This window comes from Streptomyces panacea (genome assembly GCF_040560175.1).
GTDB lineage: Bacteria > Actinomycetota > Actinomycetes > Streptomycetales > Streptomycetaceae > Streptomyces > Streptomyces panacea.
Genome location: NZ_JARJHW010000056.1, coordinates 1 through 19667, shown reverse-complemented (window position 1 = coordinate 19667; position 19667 = coordinate 1). Strand labels below are relative to the sequence as shown.

Here is a 19667-nt window from a genome sequence, read left to right as displayed (position 1 = left end):
CACTCGATGAGTACGCGATGAGTACGCCCATGAAGTAGCGACGGTCCGGCGGTAACCCGGACCTAAAAGGAGCGAAGTGGCTAAGGTCCGGGTATACGAACTCGCCAAGGAGTTCGGCGTGGAGAGCAAGGTCGTCATGGCCAAGCTCCAAGAACTCGGTGAATTCGTCCGTTCGGCGTCGTCGACGATCGAGGCGCCGGTTGTACGCAAATTGACTGATGCTTTGCAGGGCCCCGGCGGCAACGCCGCGAAGCCCGCAGCGAAGCCCGGGGCGCCGCGCAAGGCGAGCCCCGCCAAGCCCGCCGCGCCCTCCCCGGCGCAGGCGGCACGTCCGGCTGCTCCCAAGCCCGGTGTCGCGGCTCCCAAGCCGGCCGCCGCCGAGGCCCCGCAGAGCAGCACCCCTTCCTCTCCGGCTCCGGCCGCGACGCCCGCCTCCGGCCCGCGTCCCGGTCCGAAGCCCGCAGTGTCGAAGCCCGCACCGGCTCCGGTGCCCGCGGCCGAGTTCTCGGCACCGGCTCCGGCCCAGCCGGCGCCTCCGCAGGCCCCGCAGTCCCCGGCGGCCCCGCGCTCCGGTTCGGCCACCCCGGGGCCCCGCCCCGCCGGTGGTCCTGCCGCCCGTCCGGCTCCGGCCGGCGGTCAGCGCGACGGCGGCCGTGACGGTGGCCGCGGTGGCGAGCGCCCCGGTGGCGAACGCCCCGCGCGTCCCGCGGGTCAGGGCGCCCGTCCGGGTGCTCGTCCGGCGGGTCCCCGCCCGGGCAACAACCCCTTCACCTCGGGTGGTTCCACCGGAATGGCGCGCCCGCAGGCGCCCCGTCCGGGTGGCGCCCCGCGTCCCGGCGGTGCCGGTGCGCCCGGTGGACCGCGTCCGCAGGGCGCCGGTCAGGGCGGTCCCCGTCCGCAGGCCGGTGCCGGTGGCCAGGGCGGTCGCCCGAGCCCCGGTGGTATGCCCCGTCCTGGTGGCGCCCCGCGTCCCGGCGGCGCCCCCGCCGGTAACCGTCCGAACCCGGGCATGATGCCGCAGCGTCCCGCCGCGGGTCCGCGTCCCGGCGGTGGCCCCGGCGGAGGCCGTGGTCCCGGTGGTGCCGGCAGGCCCGCCGGTGGCGGTGGCGGCGGCGGTCGTCCCGGTGGTGGCGGCGGTTTCGCCGGTCGTCCCGGTGGCGGTGGCGGCGGTGGCTTCGCCGGTCGCCCCGGTGGCGGTGGCGGTGCTCCGGGTCGTCCCGGTGGTGGCGGTTTCGGTGGCGGCGGTGGCCGTCCCGGTTTCGGCGGACGTCCGGGTGGTCCCGGTGGCCGTGGTGGAACACAGGGCGCGTTCGGCCGCCCCGGTGGACCGGCCCGTCGTGGCCGTAAGTCGAAGCGGCAGAGGCGCCAGGAGTACGAGGCCATGCAGGCCCCGTCGGTAGGCGGCGTGATGCTGCCGCGTGGCCAGGGACAGGTCGTCCGGCTGTCGCGCGGTGCGTCGCTCACCGACTTCGCGGAGAAGATCAACGCCAACCCGGCGTCGCTCGTCGCCGTGATGATGAACCTCGGCGAGATGGTCACTGCCACGCAGTCCGTCTCCGACGAGACCCTGCACGTACTCGCCGGCGAGATGAACTACGTCGTCGAGATCGTCAGCCCGGAGGAGGAGGACCGCGAGCTTCTCGAGTCCTTCGACATCGAGTTCGGCGAGGACGAGGGCGGCGAGGAGTTCCTCGTCGCGCGTCCCCCGGTCGTGACCGTCATGGGTCACGTCGACCACGGTAAGACCCGGCTGCTCGACGCCATCCGTAAGACGAATGTCGTCGCGGGCGAGGCCGGCGGTATCACGCAGCACATCGGCGCGTACCAGGTCGCCACCGAGGTCAACGACGAAGAGCGCAGGATCACCTTCATCGACACCCCGGGCCACGAGGCGTTCACCGCCATGCGTGCCCGTGGTGCCAAGTCCACCGACATCGCGATCCTCGTGGTGGCGGCGAACGACGGTGTGATGCCCCAGACGATCGAGGCGCTGAACCACGCCAAGGCGGCCGACGTGCCGATCGTGGTCGCGGTCAACAAGATCGACGTCGAGGGCGCGGACCCGACCAAGGTGCGCGGTCAGCTGACCGAGTACGGCCTCGTGGCCGAGGAGTACGGCGGCGACACCATGTTCGTCGACATCTCCGCCAAGCAGGGTCTGAACATCGACAGCCTGCTGGAGGCCGTGGTCCTCACGGCGGACGCCTCGCTCGACCTCCGGGCCAACCCGGAACAGGACGCGCAGGGTATCGCCATCGAGGCGCACCTCGACCGCGGTCGCGGCGCCGTCGCCACCGTGCTCGTCCAGCGCGGCACGCTGCGCGTCGGTGACACGATGGTCGCCGGTGACGCGTACGGCCGTGTCCGGGCGATGCTCGACGACAACGGCAACAACGTCGAGGAAGCGGGTCCCGCGACCCCCGTCCTGGTCCTGGGACTCACCAACGTCCCCGGCGCCGGCGACAACTTCCTGGTCGTCGACGAGGACCGCACCGCGCGGCAGATCGCCGAGAAGCGTGCCGCTCGTGAGCGGAACGCGGCGTTCGCCCGCAAGGGCGTCCGGTTCTCCCTGGAGAACCTGGACGAGGCCCTCAAGGCCGGCCTGGTGCAGGAACTCAACCTCATCATCAAGGGCGACGCGTCCGGTTCGGTGGAGGCCCTCGAGTCCTCGCTGCTCCAGCTCGACGTCGGTGAAGAGGTCGACATCCGGGTTCTGCACCGCGGCGTCGGTGCGGTCACGGAGTCCGACATCGACCTGGCGATGGGCTCCGACGCCATCGTCATCGGCTTCAACGTGCGCGCCGCGGGGCGTGCCTCGCAGATGGCCGACCGCGAGGGTGTCGACGTCCGCTACTACTCGGTGATCTACCAGGCCATCGAGGAGATCGAAGCGGCCCTCAAGGGCATGCTCAAGCCGGAGTACGAGGAGATCGAGCTCGGTACGGCGGAGATCCGCGAGGTCTTCCGCTCGTCCAAGCTCGGCAACATCGCGGGTGTTCTCATCCGGTCCGGCGAGGTCAAGCGCAACACCAAGGCCCGGCTCGTCCGCGACGGCAAGGTCATCGCGGAGGACCTCAACATCCAGGGTCTGCGCCGCTTCAAGGACGATGTCACCGAGATCCGTGAAGGCTTCGAGGGCGGTATCAACCTCGGAAACTTCAACGACATCAAGATCGACGACGTCATCGCGACGTACGAGATGCGCGAGAAGCCGCGCGGCTGACGTACGCCGGTGGTGCCCACCACCGCGTGACTGACGTGACGTGGTGCCGATGCCGCCCGGGTCCTGCTCGGGCGGTATCGGCGGTCCGGGGCCGGTCGACGGTGCTTTAATCCGTCGATCGGCCCCGGCCGTTCCGTGTACGGTTTGTGTGCCCCTGCCAAGCGCTGGCGGGCCCTACCCCGTACCGGCGGGACATCCGGAAACACATGTATGTGGGGACACTGTCCTTCGACCTGCTCCTCGGCGACGTACGGTCGCTTAAGGAGAAACGCTCCATCGTCCGGCCGATCGTCGCCGAACTCCAGCGGAAGTTCGCGGTGAGTGTGGCGGAGACCGGCGACCAGGATCTTCATCGCAGGGCCGAGATCGGTCTGGCGGTGGTGTCCGGGGACACGGTGCATCTGAGGGACGTTCTGGACCGGTGCGAGCGCATGGTCGCCGGCCGTCCGGAGGTGGAGCTGCTGTCGGTACGGCGGCGGCTGCACGGAGACGACGACTGAGCCGCCCGGCCCCGGGCAGGCGACGGTCGCAGCAGCAAGAGCAGCAGACAAGAAACCCAGAAGGAAGAGTGACGGACCGGTGACCGACAACGCGCGGGCCCGCAAGCTGGCCGACCGCATCCAGGTCGTGGTCGCGGAGACCCTGGACCGGCGTATCAAGGATCCGCGGCTGGGCTTCGTGACCATCACGGACGCCCGGGTCACCGGCGACCTGCGGGAGGCCACGGTCTTCTACACGGTCTACGGCGACGACGAGGAGCGCGCGGCGTCCGCCGCCGCCCTGGAGAGCGCCAAGGGCGTGCTCCGCTCCGAGGTGGGACGTCAGACCGGTGTGCGGTTCACACCGACGCTGGCGTTCGTCCCCGACGCCCTGCCGGACAACGCCCGCACCATGGAGGATCTTCTCGACAAGGCTCGCGCCAAGGACGCAGAGGTGCGTGAGGTGTCGACCGGTAAGACCTACGCGGGCGAGGCCGACCCTTACCGCAAGCCCGGTGACGAGGGCTACGAGGAGGACTCCGAGGGCGCGGCGGAGGGCGAGGCGGATGCCGCTGCCACGGCCGACGGGTCCGCGGCGGCCGCCTCCGGTGAGGCCGGCCGCGGCGACGACGACACGGACGGCGCCGCCGCTAAATGACCCAGCAACTCCCCACGCCCGACGGTCTTGTCATCGTGGACAAGCCGTCGGGCTTCACTTCGCACGATGTCGTGGCCAAGATGCGCGGCATCGCCAAGACCCGCCGCGTCGGCCACGCCGGCACACTCGACCCCATGGCGACGGGCGTTCTCGTCCTCGGCGTGGAGCGGGCCACCAAGCTGCTGGGGCACCTCGCTCTGACCGAGAAGGAGTATCTCGGCACCATCAGGCTGGGGCAGGACACCGTCACCGACGATGCCGAGGGCGAGCCCATCTCGTCCACCGACGCGTCCGGCGTCACCCGTGAGGGCATCGACGCCGGGGTGGCCGCGCTCAGCGGCGCGATCATGCAGGTGCCGTCCAAGGTCAGTGCCATCAAGATCGACGGGAAGCGGTCGTACGCGCGCGTACGGGGCGGTGAGGACTTCGAGATCCCGGCCCGGCCGGTGACCGTCTCGTCGTTCCAGGTGTACGACGTCCGTCCGGACGTCGCCGAGGACGGTACGCCCGTGGTCGACCTGGTCGTGTCGGTCGTCTGCTCCTCCGGTACGTACATCCGTGCCCTCGCACGTGACCTCGGCGCGGGACTCGGGGTCGGGGGGCATCTCACGGCGCTGCGCAGGACGCGGGTCGGTCCGTACGGCCTCGACGAGGCCAGGACGCTCGACCAGCACCAGGAGCGGCTGACCGTCATGCCGGTGGCCGACGCCGCGGCGACGGCCTTTAAGCGCTGGGACGTGGACGAGAGGCGGGCGAAGCTGCTGCTCAACGGCGTACGGCTGGACATGCCCCCGCGCCGGGACGGGGCCGTGACCGGCCCCGTGGCGGCGTTCGGGCCCGACGGGCGGTTCCTGGCGCTGGTGGAGGAGCAGGGCGGCAAGGCGAAGAGTCTGGCTGTTTTCGGCTGATCGGGTAGCTGCTGTCTGTGGGTGGCGGTGCGGGTGCCCGTGCCGATGCGGGTGGCTGTGGCTGTGGTGAGGGGCGTGCGTGCCGTCTTCGGGATTCACCCCGTCGGGCGGCGCTCGGAGTGAACAGAGGGTGCACTGGGGGCGCCTTCGGCTCGCGTCCTTCTCCGGCTGATCAACATCTGCCTACCGTCTGAGCCATGGGTAGCGGGGACCGGGCGACGCTGGTGCGGATCTGTGATCTGGCGGGCAGGCCCCGCGGGACCGGCTTCGTCGCCGACTCCGCGGGGACCGTCGTCACCAGCCACGAGGCCGTGGACGGCCTCGCACGGCTGGTCCTGCACGCACCGGGGGAGCGGACCTGTCTCGCCGACGCCGACGCGATCATTCCGCTGCCGGAGGTCGGGCTGGCGCTCGTGCGCACCGAGGGTCTCGACGTGCGACCGCTGCCGATCTCACCCAGGGACAGTCCCGAGGCCGGGACGTATGTACGGATCGCCGCCCACGGGTGGCGTCAGGCGCGCCTGCTGGGCGCGGTTCCGGCCACGTACACGGCGACCGATCGCTTCCATCTCCTGAATACGGTGCTGGAGTTGGCGATCGGCACCGGTGGCAGCGACGCCTTGCGGCTGGGCGGCGCGGCCGCGGGCGGGCCGGTGCTGGACGCCGCGACGGGCGCCGTCCTGGGCGTCATCGGTACGGCTCTGCACACGGAGCACCGTGCCGCCGGACTGGCCCTCCCACTGGCGGCGGCCGCCGCGGCGGACCCGGCGGGACCGCTGGCGGCGCTGCTACGTCTGAACAACACCACCGTCCCCGGCTACGGACACGACCTCAACCTCGCCGGCACGCTGCGCCTCACGGCGCCGGCCGGTGACGGGGCAGGGAGAGGCTGGGACGGTGGGTCGGCTGATGTGCCGGGGCCCGTTCAACGGGCGAACACGTCGCGCGAGTTGAGCGCCTTCACCGCTGTGCCGGCCGACGGTGTCACCGCTTCCGACGCGCTCGTCCTGGGCCTGGTTGGCGACCCGGGAACCGGCCGTACGACGGAACTCGCCGCACTCGCCGACCGACGCGCCCACGGGGCGGCACCCGCCCCCACCGTCCGGCTGCGCGGCGCCGATCTGCGCGCCGACGACACGTCTCTCGCCGACGCCCTGGGGCGTGCGCTGCGCGCGGCGGGCCGCACCGTCAGCGCCTCCGGGGCGCCGGGGGACGCGGCGGACGCGACGCCGGAGCAGGCGGCGAGGCTCGCACGGGGTGCGGGGCGACCACTGCTCGTCCTGCTCGACGGACCGGAGGAGATGCCGCCCCAGTTGGCCCACGCGCTGCCCGACTGGACGGCGCGCACCGTCGACTGGCTCCGTGACCAGGGCGTCAAGCTGATCGTGGCCTGCCGCCCCGAATTCTGGGAGCGGGCGGGGGCGCTCTGCCGGCCCGACGTACTGCACCGTCCGGCCCGCGCCGCGCGCCGGTTGCCTCCCGCCGTACGCATCGGCGACCTGCGGCCGGCGGAGGCGGAAAGTGCTCGCGAGCGGTACGGGATCCCCGACGGGGTCCTCGCCGACGCCGAGGCCGTCCACCCCCTGTCGCTCCGCTTGATGGGGGAGCTGCGAGAGGCGCTGGGCGGCGACGTACCGGGGCGGCCCGACCGGGCGGACATCTTCAGCGCGCATCTGGACCTGACATGTCTGCGGATCGCGGAACGGCTCGCCGAGGTGAGCGCGCCCAGGCCGAACGGTGCGGCCGTCAGGAGGCTGGCCGCGAGGGTGGCGCGGCAGGCGCACGAGGCGGCGCGCCACTGTCTCGGCCCCGGACGGGGCGAGTTGGATCGCGACGCGTTCGACGCGATCTTCCCGCGAAGCACGGGCTGGGCCGCTGCCGTTCTCGCCGAGGGCCTCCTGGTCCCGGCCGGCCACGGATACCGCTTCGCCCACGAGGAACTGGGCGACTGGCTCCAGGGCACACATCTCGATGTCGACGGCGCCCTGCACGTCCTGGTCCACCAAGCCCGCCCGGCGGACGGTCCGACCGTCCCCGCACAGCGCACCCCGGCGTCGATGGCGTGTAACAACCGCGCACGGCCGGACGGACCACGCGGCCCCGTACGGCGCGCCGCGCCGTCGGTCCCGACGCACCGCATCGGCCCGGTGGTGCACGCTCTGCTGCTCCTCGGCCGCGATTCCGGCCCTGTCGCGCTGGGGCCCCGACTGGACGGCCTGATCGACGCCTTGGACCGCCTCGGCGACGGACCGGATGACGGGGTGCCGCGCGCCGCCACCGGCGCCGCCGACTCCGAGGGTGCCCGGCTCGGCGACGCACGTTGGTGGGGCGCACACCTTCTCGGCGAGGTACTGCTGCGGATGCCCGACACGGAGCCGTATCTCCCGGTGCTGAGGCGCCTCGCCGTACAGATCACGCGGCGCTCCGTGCGGGAGGGAGGGCCGCACCGTCTCGGTGGGCTCGCCGAGTTCGGCCCCTGGTTCTGGAAACAGCTGCGGGTGGACGAGGCCGCGCGTACGGATCTTCTGCGACTCCTGCTGCCCGCCGACGGGGCGCCCGGGACGCCGGGTGCCCGCTCGCGGTACCTGGACGCCGCGGCCGACCTGCTGGACGCCGACCCCAGGGCCGTACAGCCACTGCTGTGCCGCTGGTTCACCGACGAGCGCCCGCTGCCCACGGAGCCCGACGCGGCAGTACGCCCCACCGTCGCCACCGCGGCGCAGGCTCTGTTGCACTCGCGGCGGTTCCTCGCCGTCGACGACCTCACGGAGGCGCTCGTCGCCGCCGACCATCCCCGCGCCGGCGAATTGCTCGCTGCCCTCGCCGAGGACGAGCCGTCGGCGCTCTGCCGCGCCGTCGACCGCTGGGCGCACGACGGGCGCCCCGAGCGCCGTACGGCGGCTGCCGTCCACGCGTCGGTGACCGCCCGGCACGTCACCGGCGCCGCCGACCGCGCACTACTGCGCAGCACCGCCCTCGCCCTGCTCACCGACCCCCGTACGCACGGTGCGGCGCTCGGCCTTCTCGTACGGGACCCGGTGACCCGCCCGTGCCATCTGGACCAGGCCGTCGCCGCCTTCGTACGAGGGGACGCCGGGCCGCCGGCGAGCGCACTCGCCGAGGCGCTCGGCACGCACCCCGAGCCCGTACTCGCGGCCTTCCGTACTCGGCTGCACAACTCTGCGGCCGACCCCACCGACCCGCTGACCGCCCTCGCCGCACTCCGAGAGCCCCAACTCACCCACCACGCCGCGGCACTTGTGAGTGAGTACGTCGCCCGAAGGCCGGGGGCGGCCGGGCACGCCGCCCGGTTCGTCGACCGCCGACTGAAGCACGGACCGGCCGCCAGGGCGGCCCTGCTGCCCCTGGTGACGGGTCTGATCCTGCACCGCCCCGTCGAGGTGCGTACGGCGCTGGCACCGGTGCTCGCGGCGTCCGACACCGGCGCCTCGTGCCTGCTGCGGGCCGAGCTGCTCGATGTACTCCTGGCGTACGAACGCCGCCACGGCCTCGACCCGCACGACCACGCGGCGCGGCCGGAGACGCCGGTGCTGGACGCCCTGCTGCGCGCCGCCGCCGCCGGGGCGTCCGACCGCGCCGAGGCCGCCACCCGCGACCTCGTCCACCGCACCGGACTCCTGTCCGTCCGGACCCCCGACGGGGCCACGCGTTTCGACCGGCGCCTGGTGGGTCTCGCCCGTGAGATGCCGGGATTCGCCGCACTCGTCGCCGTATGGCTGACCGAGGACCCCCGCCGGTGGGCGACGGTGATCGGGCCGAGCGCCCGCAAGTCCGTCATCGCGCTCGGTACCCCGATGCCGATGCGGGTCAAAAGCCACGGGCATGGCAGTCTTAGACCTGCGTAAGAGGCATTCACGTACACGGGTTCGGGTGAGGAGAGCGGTCACAGTGCAGCGCTGGCGCGGCTTGGAGGACATCCCCCAGGACTGGGGGCGCAGCGTCGTCACCATCGGCTCCTACGACGGGGTGCACCGCGGACACCAGCTGATCATCGGGCGCACCGTCGAGCGGGCGCGGGAGCTGGGAGTTCCCTCGGTGGTCGTGACGTTCGACCCGCACCCGAGCGAGGTCGTGAGGCCGGGCACCCATCCGCCGCTGCTCGCGCCGCACCACCGGCGGGGCGAGCTGATGGCCGGGCTGGGTGTGGACGCGGTGCTCGTCCTGCCGTTCACGGCCGAATTCTCGAAGCTGTCGCCCGCCGAGTTCATCGTGAAGGTGCTGGTCGACAAGTTGCACGCGAGCGCCGTCATCGAGGGGCCGAACTTCCGCTTCGGCCACCGGGCCGCCGGCAACGTCGGCTTCCTGGCCGAGCTGGGCGCGACGTACGACTACGAGGTCGAGGTCATCGATCTGTACGTGACCGGTGCGGCGGGCGGCGGCGAGCCCTTCTCGTCGACCCTGACCCGACGGCTGATCGCCGAGGGCGACGTCGCGGGCGCGGCCGAGATCCTGGGCAGGCCGCACCGGGTCGAGGGCGTGGTGGTGCGCGGGGCGCAGCGCGGGCGTGAGCTCGGTTACCCGACGGCCAATGTGGAGACCCTGCCGCACACGGCGATCCCCGCGGACGGCGTGTACGCGGGCTGGCTGACCGCCGACGGCGAGCGGATGCCGGCGGCGATCTCGGTAGGTACGAACCCACAGTTCAACGGGACCGAGCAGACCGTGGAGGCGTACGCCATCGACCGTGTGGGGCTCGACCTGTACGGGCTTCACGTCGCCGTGGACTTCCTGTCCTACGTGCGGCCCCAGCGGACGTTCGACTCCATTGAGGCTCTCCTCGAAGCCATCGCCGACGACGTGAAGCGCTCGAGCGATCTCGTCGCCGCGTACGACGTGCGCTGACGAGACCGCCGAAGCCCCAACCAGGGGCACCGTACGCCCGAGTTGGGGACTTGAGGCGCGCGGCTTCAGAGCACCTTTTCGCTTCCCGCGCCGGCCGTGGCGGCGGTCGCGGCCCAGTGGCAGGCGACCTGGGTGGTGTCGCCGCCCGTCAGTATCGGCAGGGCTTCCGTGCGGCACTTGGTGGCGACACCGGAGCGTTCCGCCTCGCCCGAAGCGAGGATCTGGCACCTCGCGTGGAAGCGGCAGCCGCCCGGGACGTGTGAGGGATCCGGCGGCTCGCCCGCCAGGACGACCGGTTCGGCTCCCGATTCCGGCAGGACGGACAACAGCGCTTGTGTGTAAGGGTGCTGAGGGGACGTCAGTACCTGCTCGACCGGCCCCGTCTCGACGATCCGGCCCAGATACATCACGGCCACCCGGTCGGCGATGTTCCAGGCGAGCCCGAGGTCGTGCGTCACGACCAGGGCGGACAGGCCGAGTTCGTCGCGGAGCGACAGCAGCAGCGCCAGGATCTCGCCCCGTACGGAGGCGTCCAGTGACGCAACGGGCTCGTCGGCGACGATCAGTTCGGGCTGCAGGACCAGTGCGCCGGCGATCACGACGCGCTGACGCTGGCCGCCCGACAGCTCGTGCGGGTAGCGCAGGAAGAACCTCTCCGGCGGCCGGAGCCCGGCGCGGGACAGTGCCTCGGCCACAGCCTCGCGTTCATCACCCTTGTACCGGTGGATGCGCAGGCCCTCGGCCACCGCGTCGTACACCGTGTGCCGCGGGTTCAGCGAACCGCTCGGGTCCTGGAGCACCAGTTGGACGCGCTTGCGGTACGCCTTGAGGGCGGCGGACCGGTAGCCGAGAGGCACGCCGCCGAAGGTGATGCCGCCCGTCGTCGGCGGCACCAGGCCGAGCAGCGTCCGCGCGAGCGTGGTCTTGCCGCAGCCCGACTCGCCGACCAGGGCGACGATCTCGCCTCCGCCGATGTCCAGATCGACGCCGTCGACGGCCCGCGCCGCCGGGGCGCCGCGCCGCCCGGGGAACGTGACGTGCAGCCCCGTGGCCGAGAGGAGAGGCGTGGGCGTGGTGGTCATGACTGGCTCCTGAGGGGTGGCCGCCCGGCGGCCGTACGAGCGGGACGGTGCGGGTACGGCGCCGACCGTGCCATCGGCCGCGCCGTACGAGGGAGCGGGCCGGCCGCCCCGTCGGGGCGTGGGGACGTCATGGGAGCTGCTCCGCGGGCGTCGCCGCCGGCTGCGCCGGCACCGCCGCGCCGACGTGCACGCACGCCGCGCGTCGGCCCGGTCCCGCGTCCCGCAGCGGCTGGTCCTCCCGCGCGCACTCGTCCACCGCGACGGGGCAGCGCGGATGGAACGTACAGCCCGACGGCAGCGCCGAAGGATCCGGCGGGTCACCCGGCAGACCGCGCGGGGCGCGCCGCGAGGCCAGGTCCCCGACCCGGGGGAACGCCGCGGAGAGCGCGCGGCTGTACGGGTGCTCGGCGGCGTCGTACACCGACTTCGCCGGCCCCTCCTCGACGATCCGGCCCGCGTACATCACGGCGAGCCGGTCGCAGGTCTCGGAGAGCACCGCCAGGTCGTGGCTGATCATCAGCAGGCTGATGTCCTGCTCGGCGACCAACTGCTCGATAAGTCGCAGGATTTGGGCCTGGATCATCACGTCGAGCGCCGTCGTCGGCTCGTCCGCGACGATGAGCCGGGGATCACAGGCCAGCGCCATCGCGATCATCACGCGCTGCCGCTGCCCGCCGGACAGCTCGTGCGGATAGGCGTCGGCGCGAGAGGCAGGCAGCCCGACCTGTTCCAGCAACTCCACGGTGCGCCTGCGCGCGGCGGCGGGCGTCGCGCCGCGGTGCAGCAGTACCGGCTCGGCTATCTGGTCGCCGATCCGGTGCACGGCGTTGAGCGAGTGCATGGCGCCCTGGAACACGATCGAGGCCCCCGCCCAGCGCACGGCGCGCAGCCTGCCCCATTTCATGGTGAGTACGTCCTCACCGTCGAGCAGCACCTCACCGGTCAGCTTCGCGGAGGCGGGCAGCAGCCGGAGCAGGGCAAGCGCCAGGGTGGACTTGCCACAGCCGGACTCGCCCGCGATTCCGAGCTTGCGGCCCGATTCGAGGACGAGGTCGACGCCCCGTACGGCGGGGACGGCCGAGGGCCCCGTACCGTACGTGACCCGCAGATCCTTGATCTCCAGTAGACTCGACGCCGGTTTCGAGGTCTTCGCCTTGGAGGGCTCTGCCTTCGGGGGCTCTGTCTTCGATGTATCGGTCAACGGGACACCCCAAGCTTCGGGTTGAGCACGGCCTCGATCGCGCGGCCGCAGAGCGTGAAGGCGAGCGCGACGAGCGCGATCGCGATGCCGGGCGGTGCCAGATACCACCAGTGCCCCGAGGAGACGGCGCCCGCCTCCCGGGCGTCCTGGAGCATGCCGCCCCAGGAGACGACCGACGGGTCGCCGAGCCCGAGGAAGGCGAGTGTCGCCTCCGTCAGGATCGCCGTGGAGATTCCGAGCGTCGTCTGGGCGAGCACCAGCGGCATCACGTTGGGCAGCACATGGCGGGTCATGATGTGGGTGTGTCCGCCGCCGAGCGCCCGGGCCCGTTCGATGTACGGCCGCGACTCGACGGCGATGGTCTGGGCGCGCACCAGGCGTGCCGTCGTCGGCCACGAGGTCACCCCGATCGCCAGGATCACCGTCCAGATACTGCGCGACATCACCGTCGCCAGCACGATCGCCAGCACGAGCGCGGGCATCACCAGGAACCAGTCGGTGATCCGCATGACCACCGTCGCGAACCAGCCGCCGAAGTGTCCGGCGACGATGCCGACGAGGGTGCCGATCGCCACCGACAGCGCGGCGGCGAGCAGCCCGACGACCAGGGAGATCCGGGCGCCCCAGATCAGCAGGCCGAGCAGCGACCGGCCGAACTGGTCCGTACCGAGCGGGAATTCACCGCTCGGGCTCTCCAGCGCCGTTCCCGGCGCGTCGGTGACGCTCTGCACGTCGCCGCCGATGAACAGCGGCGACGTCAGCGCGATCAGGGCGATGACCGCGAGGCCGGCGAGACCGATGAGGCCGGCGCGGTGCGTACGGTACTGGCGCCAGAAGCGGGACACGGAGCCGCGGCGTCGCGCCCACGCGAGCGACGAGGCGGACACCTCCGCCACCTCCGCCGCCTCGGCTGTTTCCGGCGCCTCCCGCGTCTGCGCCGGGGGCTCTGCGGACTCCACGGGCTCCGAGGGGTCCGGCGGCGTCTTGTCGGTAGTCATCGGCCCACCCGGGGATCGAGCAGCGGATAGAGCAGGTCGGCCAGGAGGTTCATCAGGATCATCGCTCCCGCGAAGACCACGAACAGCCCCTGCACGACCGGCAGATCAGGCACGCTCAGTGCTTGGTAGAACAGCCCGCCGAGGCCCGGCCACGAGAAGACCGTCTCGACGAGGATCGAACCGGCGGCAACGTGGCCCAAGTTGATGAAAATCATCGTGACCGTCGGCAGCAGCGCGTTCGGCACGGCATGCCTGCGCCGTACGAGATCGTCCCGCAGCCCCTTGGCCCGCGCCGTCGTCAGATAGTCGCTGCCCATCTCGTCCAGCAGCGAGGACCGCATCACCAGCAGCGTCTGGGCGTAGCCGACCGCCACCAGTGTCACCACCGGCAGCACCATGTGGTGCGCCACGTCGAGCACGTGCGCGAAGCCGGTCTCATTGCCCGACTCCATCCCGCCGCTGGGGAACATCCCGGGAATCGGACCGATGCCCACCGAGAACACGATGATCAGCAGCAGCCCCAGCCAGAACGACGGCACGGACCAGAGCGTCAGCGCCACACCGGTGTTGATCCGGTCACCGAGGCCACCGTGGTGCCACGCGGAGCGCGTACCGAGCCACAGCCCGAGCGTCGAGTAGATCAGCACGGCGACGCCCGTCAGCAGCAGCGTCGCGGGCAGTTTCTCGGTGATCAGCTCACCGACCGGGGCGTGGAACTGGTACGAGGTCCCCAGATCACCCGTCAACGCCTTCGCGCAGTACTCGGTGAACTGCTGCCACATCGGCAGATCGAGGCCGAACTGCTTGCGCAGCGTGGCCATCTGCTCCACCGACGTCGGCTTGCCATGGGTCATGGCCTTCACCGGGTCGCCGGGAATGATCCGGAACAGGAAGAAGCTGGTGACGAGGACGGCGAACAGCGAGACGGCGGCGCCGCCCAACTTGCCCGCCACGTACAGCAGATAGTCGGTCCTGTGTCCCGTGGCGCGGGTGCGGCAGCCGCCGGACGGCCCGGTCTTCACCGGGTCGTCGGCGGCGTCCCGCACCACACCGGGGGTGCTTGCGGTGCTCATACGGTGTCTTTCCGGGGAAGCCTCCCGGACCCCCTGTTCGCGGTCGTGCTCACAGCGTTGCCCACTGCGCTACTCACGGTCCTCGGCGGTGGAGCGGCGCCGCATCATGAAGAAGAGCCCGAGTGCCACCACGACCACCACCGCCGCGCCGATCCCGATCACCGTGCCGGTGGACGAGCCGCTGTCCGAACTCGCCTCGCCGGTCCCGTCGGCCGGTACGGCGGACCACCAGCTCCAGTAGCCGTCCTGGCCCCAGATGTTGCCCGCGGCCTCAGGCATGGTCGTGATGGATTTGATCTGGTCGGTACGGTACGCCTCGACGGCGTTCGGGTAGGCCATGACATTCATGTACCCGGTGTCGTACAGACGCGACTGGATCTGCTTGACGAGGTCGGTGCGCTTGGCGGTGTCGTACTCGACCGCCTGCTTCGCGTACAGGTCGTCGTACTTCTTGTCGCAGATGAAGTTGTCCGTCGCGCCCGAGGCCTCGGCCGTGGCGGGGAGGGCGGCGCAGGTGTGGATCGACAGGACGAAGTCCGGGTCCGGATTGACCGACCAGCCGTCGAAGGCGAGGTCGTAGTTGCCCGCGAGCCACGGGTCGGAGACGTTGTCCAGGCACTCGACCTTGAGACCGATGCCGAGCTCGCCCCACCACTCCTGGAGGTACTTGCCGACGGCCTTGTCGTTCGGGTCGGTGGCGTGGCAGAGGATGCGGAAGTTGAGCGGCTTGCCGTCCTCGCCGACGCGCTTGCCGCCGCCGTTCTTCTCGTAGCCCGCCTTGTCGAGGAGCGCCGCGGCCTTCGCCGGGTCGTAGCCGATCGTCTGGCTGTCCGAGGGCTGCCAGAAGTACGAGTTGAAGCGCGGCGGTATGTAGCCCTGCCCCTCCACGGCGTGGCCCTGGAAGACCTTGTCGACGATCGTCTTGCGGTCGACGGCGTGGAACAGAGCCTTGCGGACGTCCGGGTCCAGCAGCGCCTTGTGGCCGTTGCCGAATGCCTTGCCGTCCTTCGCCTTCGCGCCCGGGTTGGTGGCGAGCGCGAAGAAGCGGCGTCCGGGGGCGTCGTTGACCTTGATGTTCTCGGCGTTGCCGAGCGCGGCGGCCTGGGCCGGCGTCAGGCCGGCGACGAACGAGACCTCGCCCTTCTGGAGGGCGGCGACCGCGGCGTCCTTGTCCTTGTAGTACCTGAAGACCAGCTCGTCGAACTTCGGGGCGCCGCGCCAGAAGTCCTTGTTCGGCTTCAGCCGGATGAACTGGTCGACCTTGAAGTCCTCAATGACGTAGGGGCCGTTGCCCACGATCGGGAACTTCTTGTCGTTGTTGAACTTGGAGAAGTCGTCGACCTTCTCCCATACGTGCTTCGGCACGATCGGCACGTCGAGCGACGTCATCGTCGCCTGCGGCTTCTTGAGTTCGATGACGAGCTTCGTCGCGTCGGGGGCGGTGACCTTCTTGAAGTTCGACGTGAAGCTGCCGTTCGCCGTGGCGGCGTTCGGGTCCGTCATCATCTTGTTGAAGGTCCAGGCCGCGTCCTCGGCGGTGGCCTGCTTGCCGTCGGACCACTTGGAGTCGCCGCGGATGGTGAAGGTCCACGTCAACTTGTCCGGCGACGATGCCCACTTGGTGGCGAAGCCCGGGATGGTGCGGGCGTCCTTGGCGTCGTAGTTGGTCAGGTACTCGTACGTCAGCCGGTGGACGCTGGTCGCGACGAGGGTCTGAGCCAGGAACGGGCTCAGTGAGTCGATGCTCTGGTCGACGGCGACCGTGAGGACCTTCTTGCCGTCGGCCGCCGCCGGGGCCTTGGGGGCGTTCAGGGCGTTCGGCGCCGCCTGGGCCTGCGGGGCCGCCGGCAGCAGCGGACTCAGCGGGATCACGGAACCGGCCACCATCGCAGTGGCAGCGGCACCGGAGGCCAGGAAGAGACGGAATCGGGAGCGTTGCCGGGTGGGCTGCCGCGTCGTACGCGGCGCAATCCTTGTGACCATGGGTCGTGACCTCGCGTCATCACTCTCACGGAGCAGAGAGAAGTGGGGTGGAAGAGGGCGGGTGGTCGGGATCGTCGCCGGTTCGAGTGGTCACTCGAAGCGGCGGCGTGAATCGGTTGCTCGCGTCGTCCGACAGCGGCAGCTGGGTTGACGCCAGCTCACCAACTGGTGAAGCGAAGGTTTATCAGCGCTGGTCGGGCCACGTCAACGGGCGTCGAAACCCCATCTGGGCTGCGGGAATGCGATGAGGGTCCGTACCGTGAAGACGGTGCGGACCCTCATTGGTCTAAACCTCTGTCGCCTTACTGTTGAGGCGCTGACGGAGCCTGCGGAGGCTCCTGCTGCGGCCAGCCGGCGGGCGGGACCGGACCCTGCAACTCCGGCTGTCCCGGTTGGCCTGGTTGTCCGTGCTGGCCCGGCTGTGAAGGCTGTTGGTGCTGTGCCTGTGCCTGTGCCTGTGCCTGTGCCTGGTGCTGCGGCTGGGCGCCGGGGTGCCCGCCCGACTGCTGACCGGGGTACTGACCCGGCGGCAGTCCGGCCGGGCTGCCGGACGACTGCGCCTGGGAAGGCAACGACTGCTGCCAGCCCTGCTGTTGGGGATAGGGCTGCTGTGGGTAGTACTGCTGGCCCGGAGTGTGGGGTTGCCCCGGGGCCCCGCCCGGCATCTGTCCGGGGGGCTGGCCGTGCCCGTACTGTCCCGGCATCTGCGGCTGTCCGTACGGCGGCTGGCCCGGCGCCTGCTGGCCGGGCTGTCCGTACGGCGGCTGCCCCTGAGGCTGCCCCTGCTGCTGTCCCTGGTGGCCGGGCATCGGCGGCGCGAGGTGCGGCGGCGGGTTGCCGTCCGCCGTCCACAGCCCCTGCTGCTGGGCGCGCGAGAAGTCCTCGGCGATCAGCGCGGACAGGTTGAAGTACGCGTCACGGGTCTTCGGCCGCATCATGTCGAGGTCGACCTCGGCGCCCGCCGACAGGTGCTCGTCGAAGGGCACCACGACGACGCCGCGGCAGCGCGTCTGGAAATGCTGCACGATGTCGTCGACCTTGATCATCTTGCCGGTCTCGCGCACTCCGGAGATGACGGTGATGGAGCGCTGCACCAGGTCCGCGTAGCCATGGGCCGACAGCCAGTCCAGCGTCGTCGACGCGCTGCTCGCACCGTCGACCGACGGGGTCGAGATGATGATCAACTGGTCGGCCAGGTCCAGCACTCCACGCATCGCGCTGTAGAGGAGGCCGGTGCCCGAGTCGGTGAGGATGATCGGGTACTGCTTGCCGAGTACCTCGATCGCGCGCCGGTAGTCCTCGTCGTTGAACGCCGTGGAGACCGCCGGGTCGACGTCGTTGGCGATGATCTCCAGCCCGGACGGCGCCTGCGAGGTGAACCGGCGGATGTCCATGTACGAGTTGAGGTACGGGATCGCCTGCACGAGGTCCCGGATCGTCGCCCCGGTCTCGCGGCGCACCCGACGGCCGAGCGTGCCGGCGTCGGGGTTGGCGTCGATCGCGAGGATCTTGTCCTGCCGCTCCGTGGCCAGCGTGGAGCCGAGCGCGGTGGTGGTCGTCGTCTTGCCGACGCCGCCCTTGAGGCTGATGACCGCGATGCGGTAGCAGGAGAGCACCGGCGTACGGATCAGTTCGAGCTTGCGCTGCCGCTCCGCCTCCTCCTTCTTCGCCCCGATCTTGAAGCGGGAGGCGCCGGAGGGGTTGCGACTGCTCTTGGCCTTCGGCTTGTTGTTGCGCAGCAGGCGGTCCGAGGACAGCTCGACGGCGGCGGTGTAGCCGAGCGGCGCGCCCGGTACCGAACGCTCGCGCTGGTCGTGCGCCATCGCCGTCGGCCAGCCCGCGCCGGAGCGCGGGTCCGCCGGCGGCGCACCGGGGACACCGCCGGGCGCGCCCCCCTGCGCGTGCTGCTGGTACGGCTGTTGCTGCTGGGCGGGCAGATTGGGCGTCGGCGCCGCCGGCGCCGGCAGGTGCTGCTGCTGCGCCTGCGCGGGCGGCATCTGAGGAGCGTGCTGCGCCTGCGGCGGCTGCTGTACGGGCGCGTACGGGGCGGGCTGGGCCGACTGCCCCGGCTGTTGACCGGGCTGGCCCGGCTGGGGGAACCCGTAACCCTGTTGGGGGACTTGGTGCCCCGGCTGTTCCTGCTGCCCGGGATGACCGGGCTGGGGGAAGCCGTAACCGCTCTGCGCGTACGGGGCGTTGGGGCCCGCGTTGAGAGGCGCGGGTCCGCCCGGCTGTCCCTGTTGCGGGAATCCGTAGCCACTCTGCTGCGCCGTCGCGGCGGGAGTCGCCGGGGTGGCAGGCGTGGCCCAGGGGGCCTCGGCCGGAAGGCCGGACCGCGCCGGTGCGGCCGGGGGCAACTGGGGCTGCTGCTGAGCGGGCGCGTAGGACGGCGAGATCGCGGGCGGCTGCGACTGCGGCTGGGCCTGCGACACCGAGGGCGCCTGAGGCGTCGCGGAGCGCTGGGCGGGCCACTGCGGCGCGGGCGCCGGCGCGGCGGGCTGGAAGGCGGGCGGCAGCGGCGGGAGTCCGGAGTCCGGACCGGCGGGAGACGGGGACCACGGCGGCGCGGGCGCGGGCGGGGCCGCAGGAGTGTGCGGCGGGAGAGCGGCGCCGGACGGCTCGTCCGTGGGCACGGCGTCGGCCGGTTCGTCGACCGCATCCGTCGGCTCGACGGGGCGGTCCCGGACGTCGTCCGAGAGATCCGTGATGTCCGCGTCGGCTACGGCGGGTTCCCCGGAGCCGGCCTCGCCTTCGGCGGCAGAGGCGGAGGCGGAAGTGAGGTCGGTCGACGAGGTCAAGCCCCCCAGGGGCTCGTCGACACCGGACTCGGCAAACCCGGCCGGCTGGCTCCCGGCCCTGTCTCCGTCCGCGTCGTCGCCGCCCCGGGCCTCGCCCTTGTCACCCTCGTCCTCGCCCGCTCCCTCATCGAGACCGAGGTCGAGGTCAGCGCCGGCATCGGTACCCGTACCCGTTCCAGCACCCGCCCCGTCCCGCTCGCCCTCCGCCGCGGCCTGGGCAGGAGCGTCATCGGCGGCCCCGCCGGCGGCCCCGTCGGCGTTGGCATCGGAGTTGCTCTCAGCTGCCTTCGCCGCCTCCTTGGCGGCGTCGATCTCCGCCATCTCGCGCTTCAGCGAGGCGGGAGAGAAGCGCATGGTCGCCCCGCTCTCCAGATCACCGGCACCGAAAGGCTGAGCGAACG

The 19667-nt window shown here is 71.6% G+C and carries 12 protein-coding genes; 6 read left to right on the top strand and 6 right to left on the bottom strand.

Annotation, left to right across the window (positions count from 1 at the left end):
• Positions 1-76: 76 nt before the first annotated feature.
• The 6 genes from infB to P3L51_RS15920 all read left to right on the top strand — a co-directional run bounded on the left by infB (position 77) and on the right by P3L51_RS15920 (position 10131).
• Positions 77-3223 (top strand): translation initiation factor IF-2, encoded by a 3147-nt coding sequence (gene infB, locus P3L51_RS15945; protein WP_354605875.1) that lies wholly within the window; start codon positions 77-79, stop codon positions 3221-3223.
• A gap of 206 nt (positions 3224-3429) precedes the next feature.
• Positions 3430-3723 (top strand): DUF503 domain-containing protein, encoded by a 294-nt coding sequence (locus P3L51_RS15940; RefSeq protein ID WP_147878832.1) that lies wholly within the window; start codon positions 3430-3432, stop codon positions 3721-3723.
• 79 nt (positions 3724-3802) lie between these two features.
• Positions 3803-4360, top strand: a complete 558-nt coding sequence (gene rbfA / locus P3L51_RS15935) for a 30S ribosome-binding factor RbfA (RefSeq protein ID WP_354605874.1) — start codon at positions 3803-3805, stop codon at positions 4358-4360.
• A complete protein-coding gene (gene truB / locus P3L51_RS15930) occupies positions 4357-5268 on the top strand; it encodes a tRNA pseudouridine(55) synthase TruB (RefSeq protein ID WP_354605873.1) in 912 nt (303 codons plus the stop codon). The genes rbfA and truB overlap by 4 nt, the downstream gene beginning before the upstream one ends.
• Positions 5269-5465: 197 nt before the next feature.
• Positions 5466-9134: a trypsin-like peptidase domain-containing protein gene (locus tag P3L51_RS15925; RefSeq protein ID WP_354605872.1), complete on the top strand. Its 3669-nt coding sequence runs from the start codon at positions 5466-5468 to the stop codon at positions 9132-9134.
• A 43-nt stretch (positions 9135-9177) separates the two neighbouring features.
• Positions 9178-10131 carry a bifunctional riboflavin kinase/FAD synthetase gene (locus tag P3L51_RS15920; protein WP_354605871.1) on the top strand — a complete coding sequence of 318 codons (954 nt, stop codon included), beginning with the start codon at positions 9178-9180 and terminating at the stop codon, positions 10129-10131.
• Between the two features lie 65 nt (positions 10132-10196).
• Here the strand turns inward: P3L51_RS15920 and P3L51_RS15915 are convergent, their stop codons facing one another.
• From P3L51_RS15915 to P3L51_RS15890, 6 genes are all read right to left on the bottom strand, one after another.
• On the bottom strand, positions 10197-11213 hold the full coding sequence (locus tag P3L51_RS15915) for an oligopeptide/dipeptide ABC transporter ATP-binding protein (RefSeq protein WP_354605870.1): 1017 nt from the start codon (positions 11211-11213) through the stop codon (positions 10197-10199).
• Between the two features lie 127 nt (positions 11214-11340).
• Positions 11341-12465, bottom strand: coding sequence for an ABC transporter ATP-binding protein (locus P3L51_RS15910; protein ID WP_435594456.1), 1125 nt, complete (start codon positions 12463-12465; stop codon positions 11341-11343).
• Positions 12411-13412: an ABC transporter permease gene (locus P3L51_RS15905; RefSeq protein WP_354605868.1), complete on the bottom strand. Its 1002-nt coding sequence runs from the start codon at positions 13410-13412 to the stop codon at positions 12411-12413. The genes P3L51_RS15910 and P3L51_RS15905 overlap by 55 nt, the downstream gene beginning before the upstream one ends.
• The gene (locus P3L51_RS15900) at positions 13409-14485 is read right to left on the bottom strand and encodes an ABC transporter permease (RefSeq protein WP_354605867.1); all 1077 of its coding nucleotides are present in this window, start codon (positions 14483-14485) and stop codon (positions 13409-13411) included. The genes P3L51_RS15905 and P3L51_RS15900 overlap by 4 nt, the downstream gene beginning before the upstream one ends.
• Positions 14486-14554: 69 nt before the next feature.
• On the bottom strand, positions 14555-16468 hold the full coding sequence (locus tag P3L51_RS15895; protein WP_354605866.1) for an ABC transporter substrate-binding protein: 1914 nt from the start codon (positions 16466-16468) through the stop codon (positions 14555-14557).
• A 302-nt stretch (positions 16469-16770) separates the two neighbouring features.
• Positions 16771-19667: MinD/ParA family ATP-binding protein (locus tag P3L51_RS15890; RefSeq protein ID WP_354605865.1), on the bottom strand; the 2897-nt coding region annotated here is incomplete at its 5' end.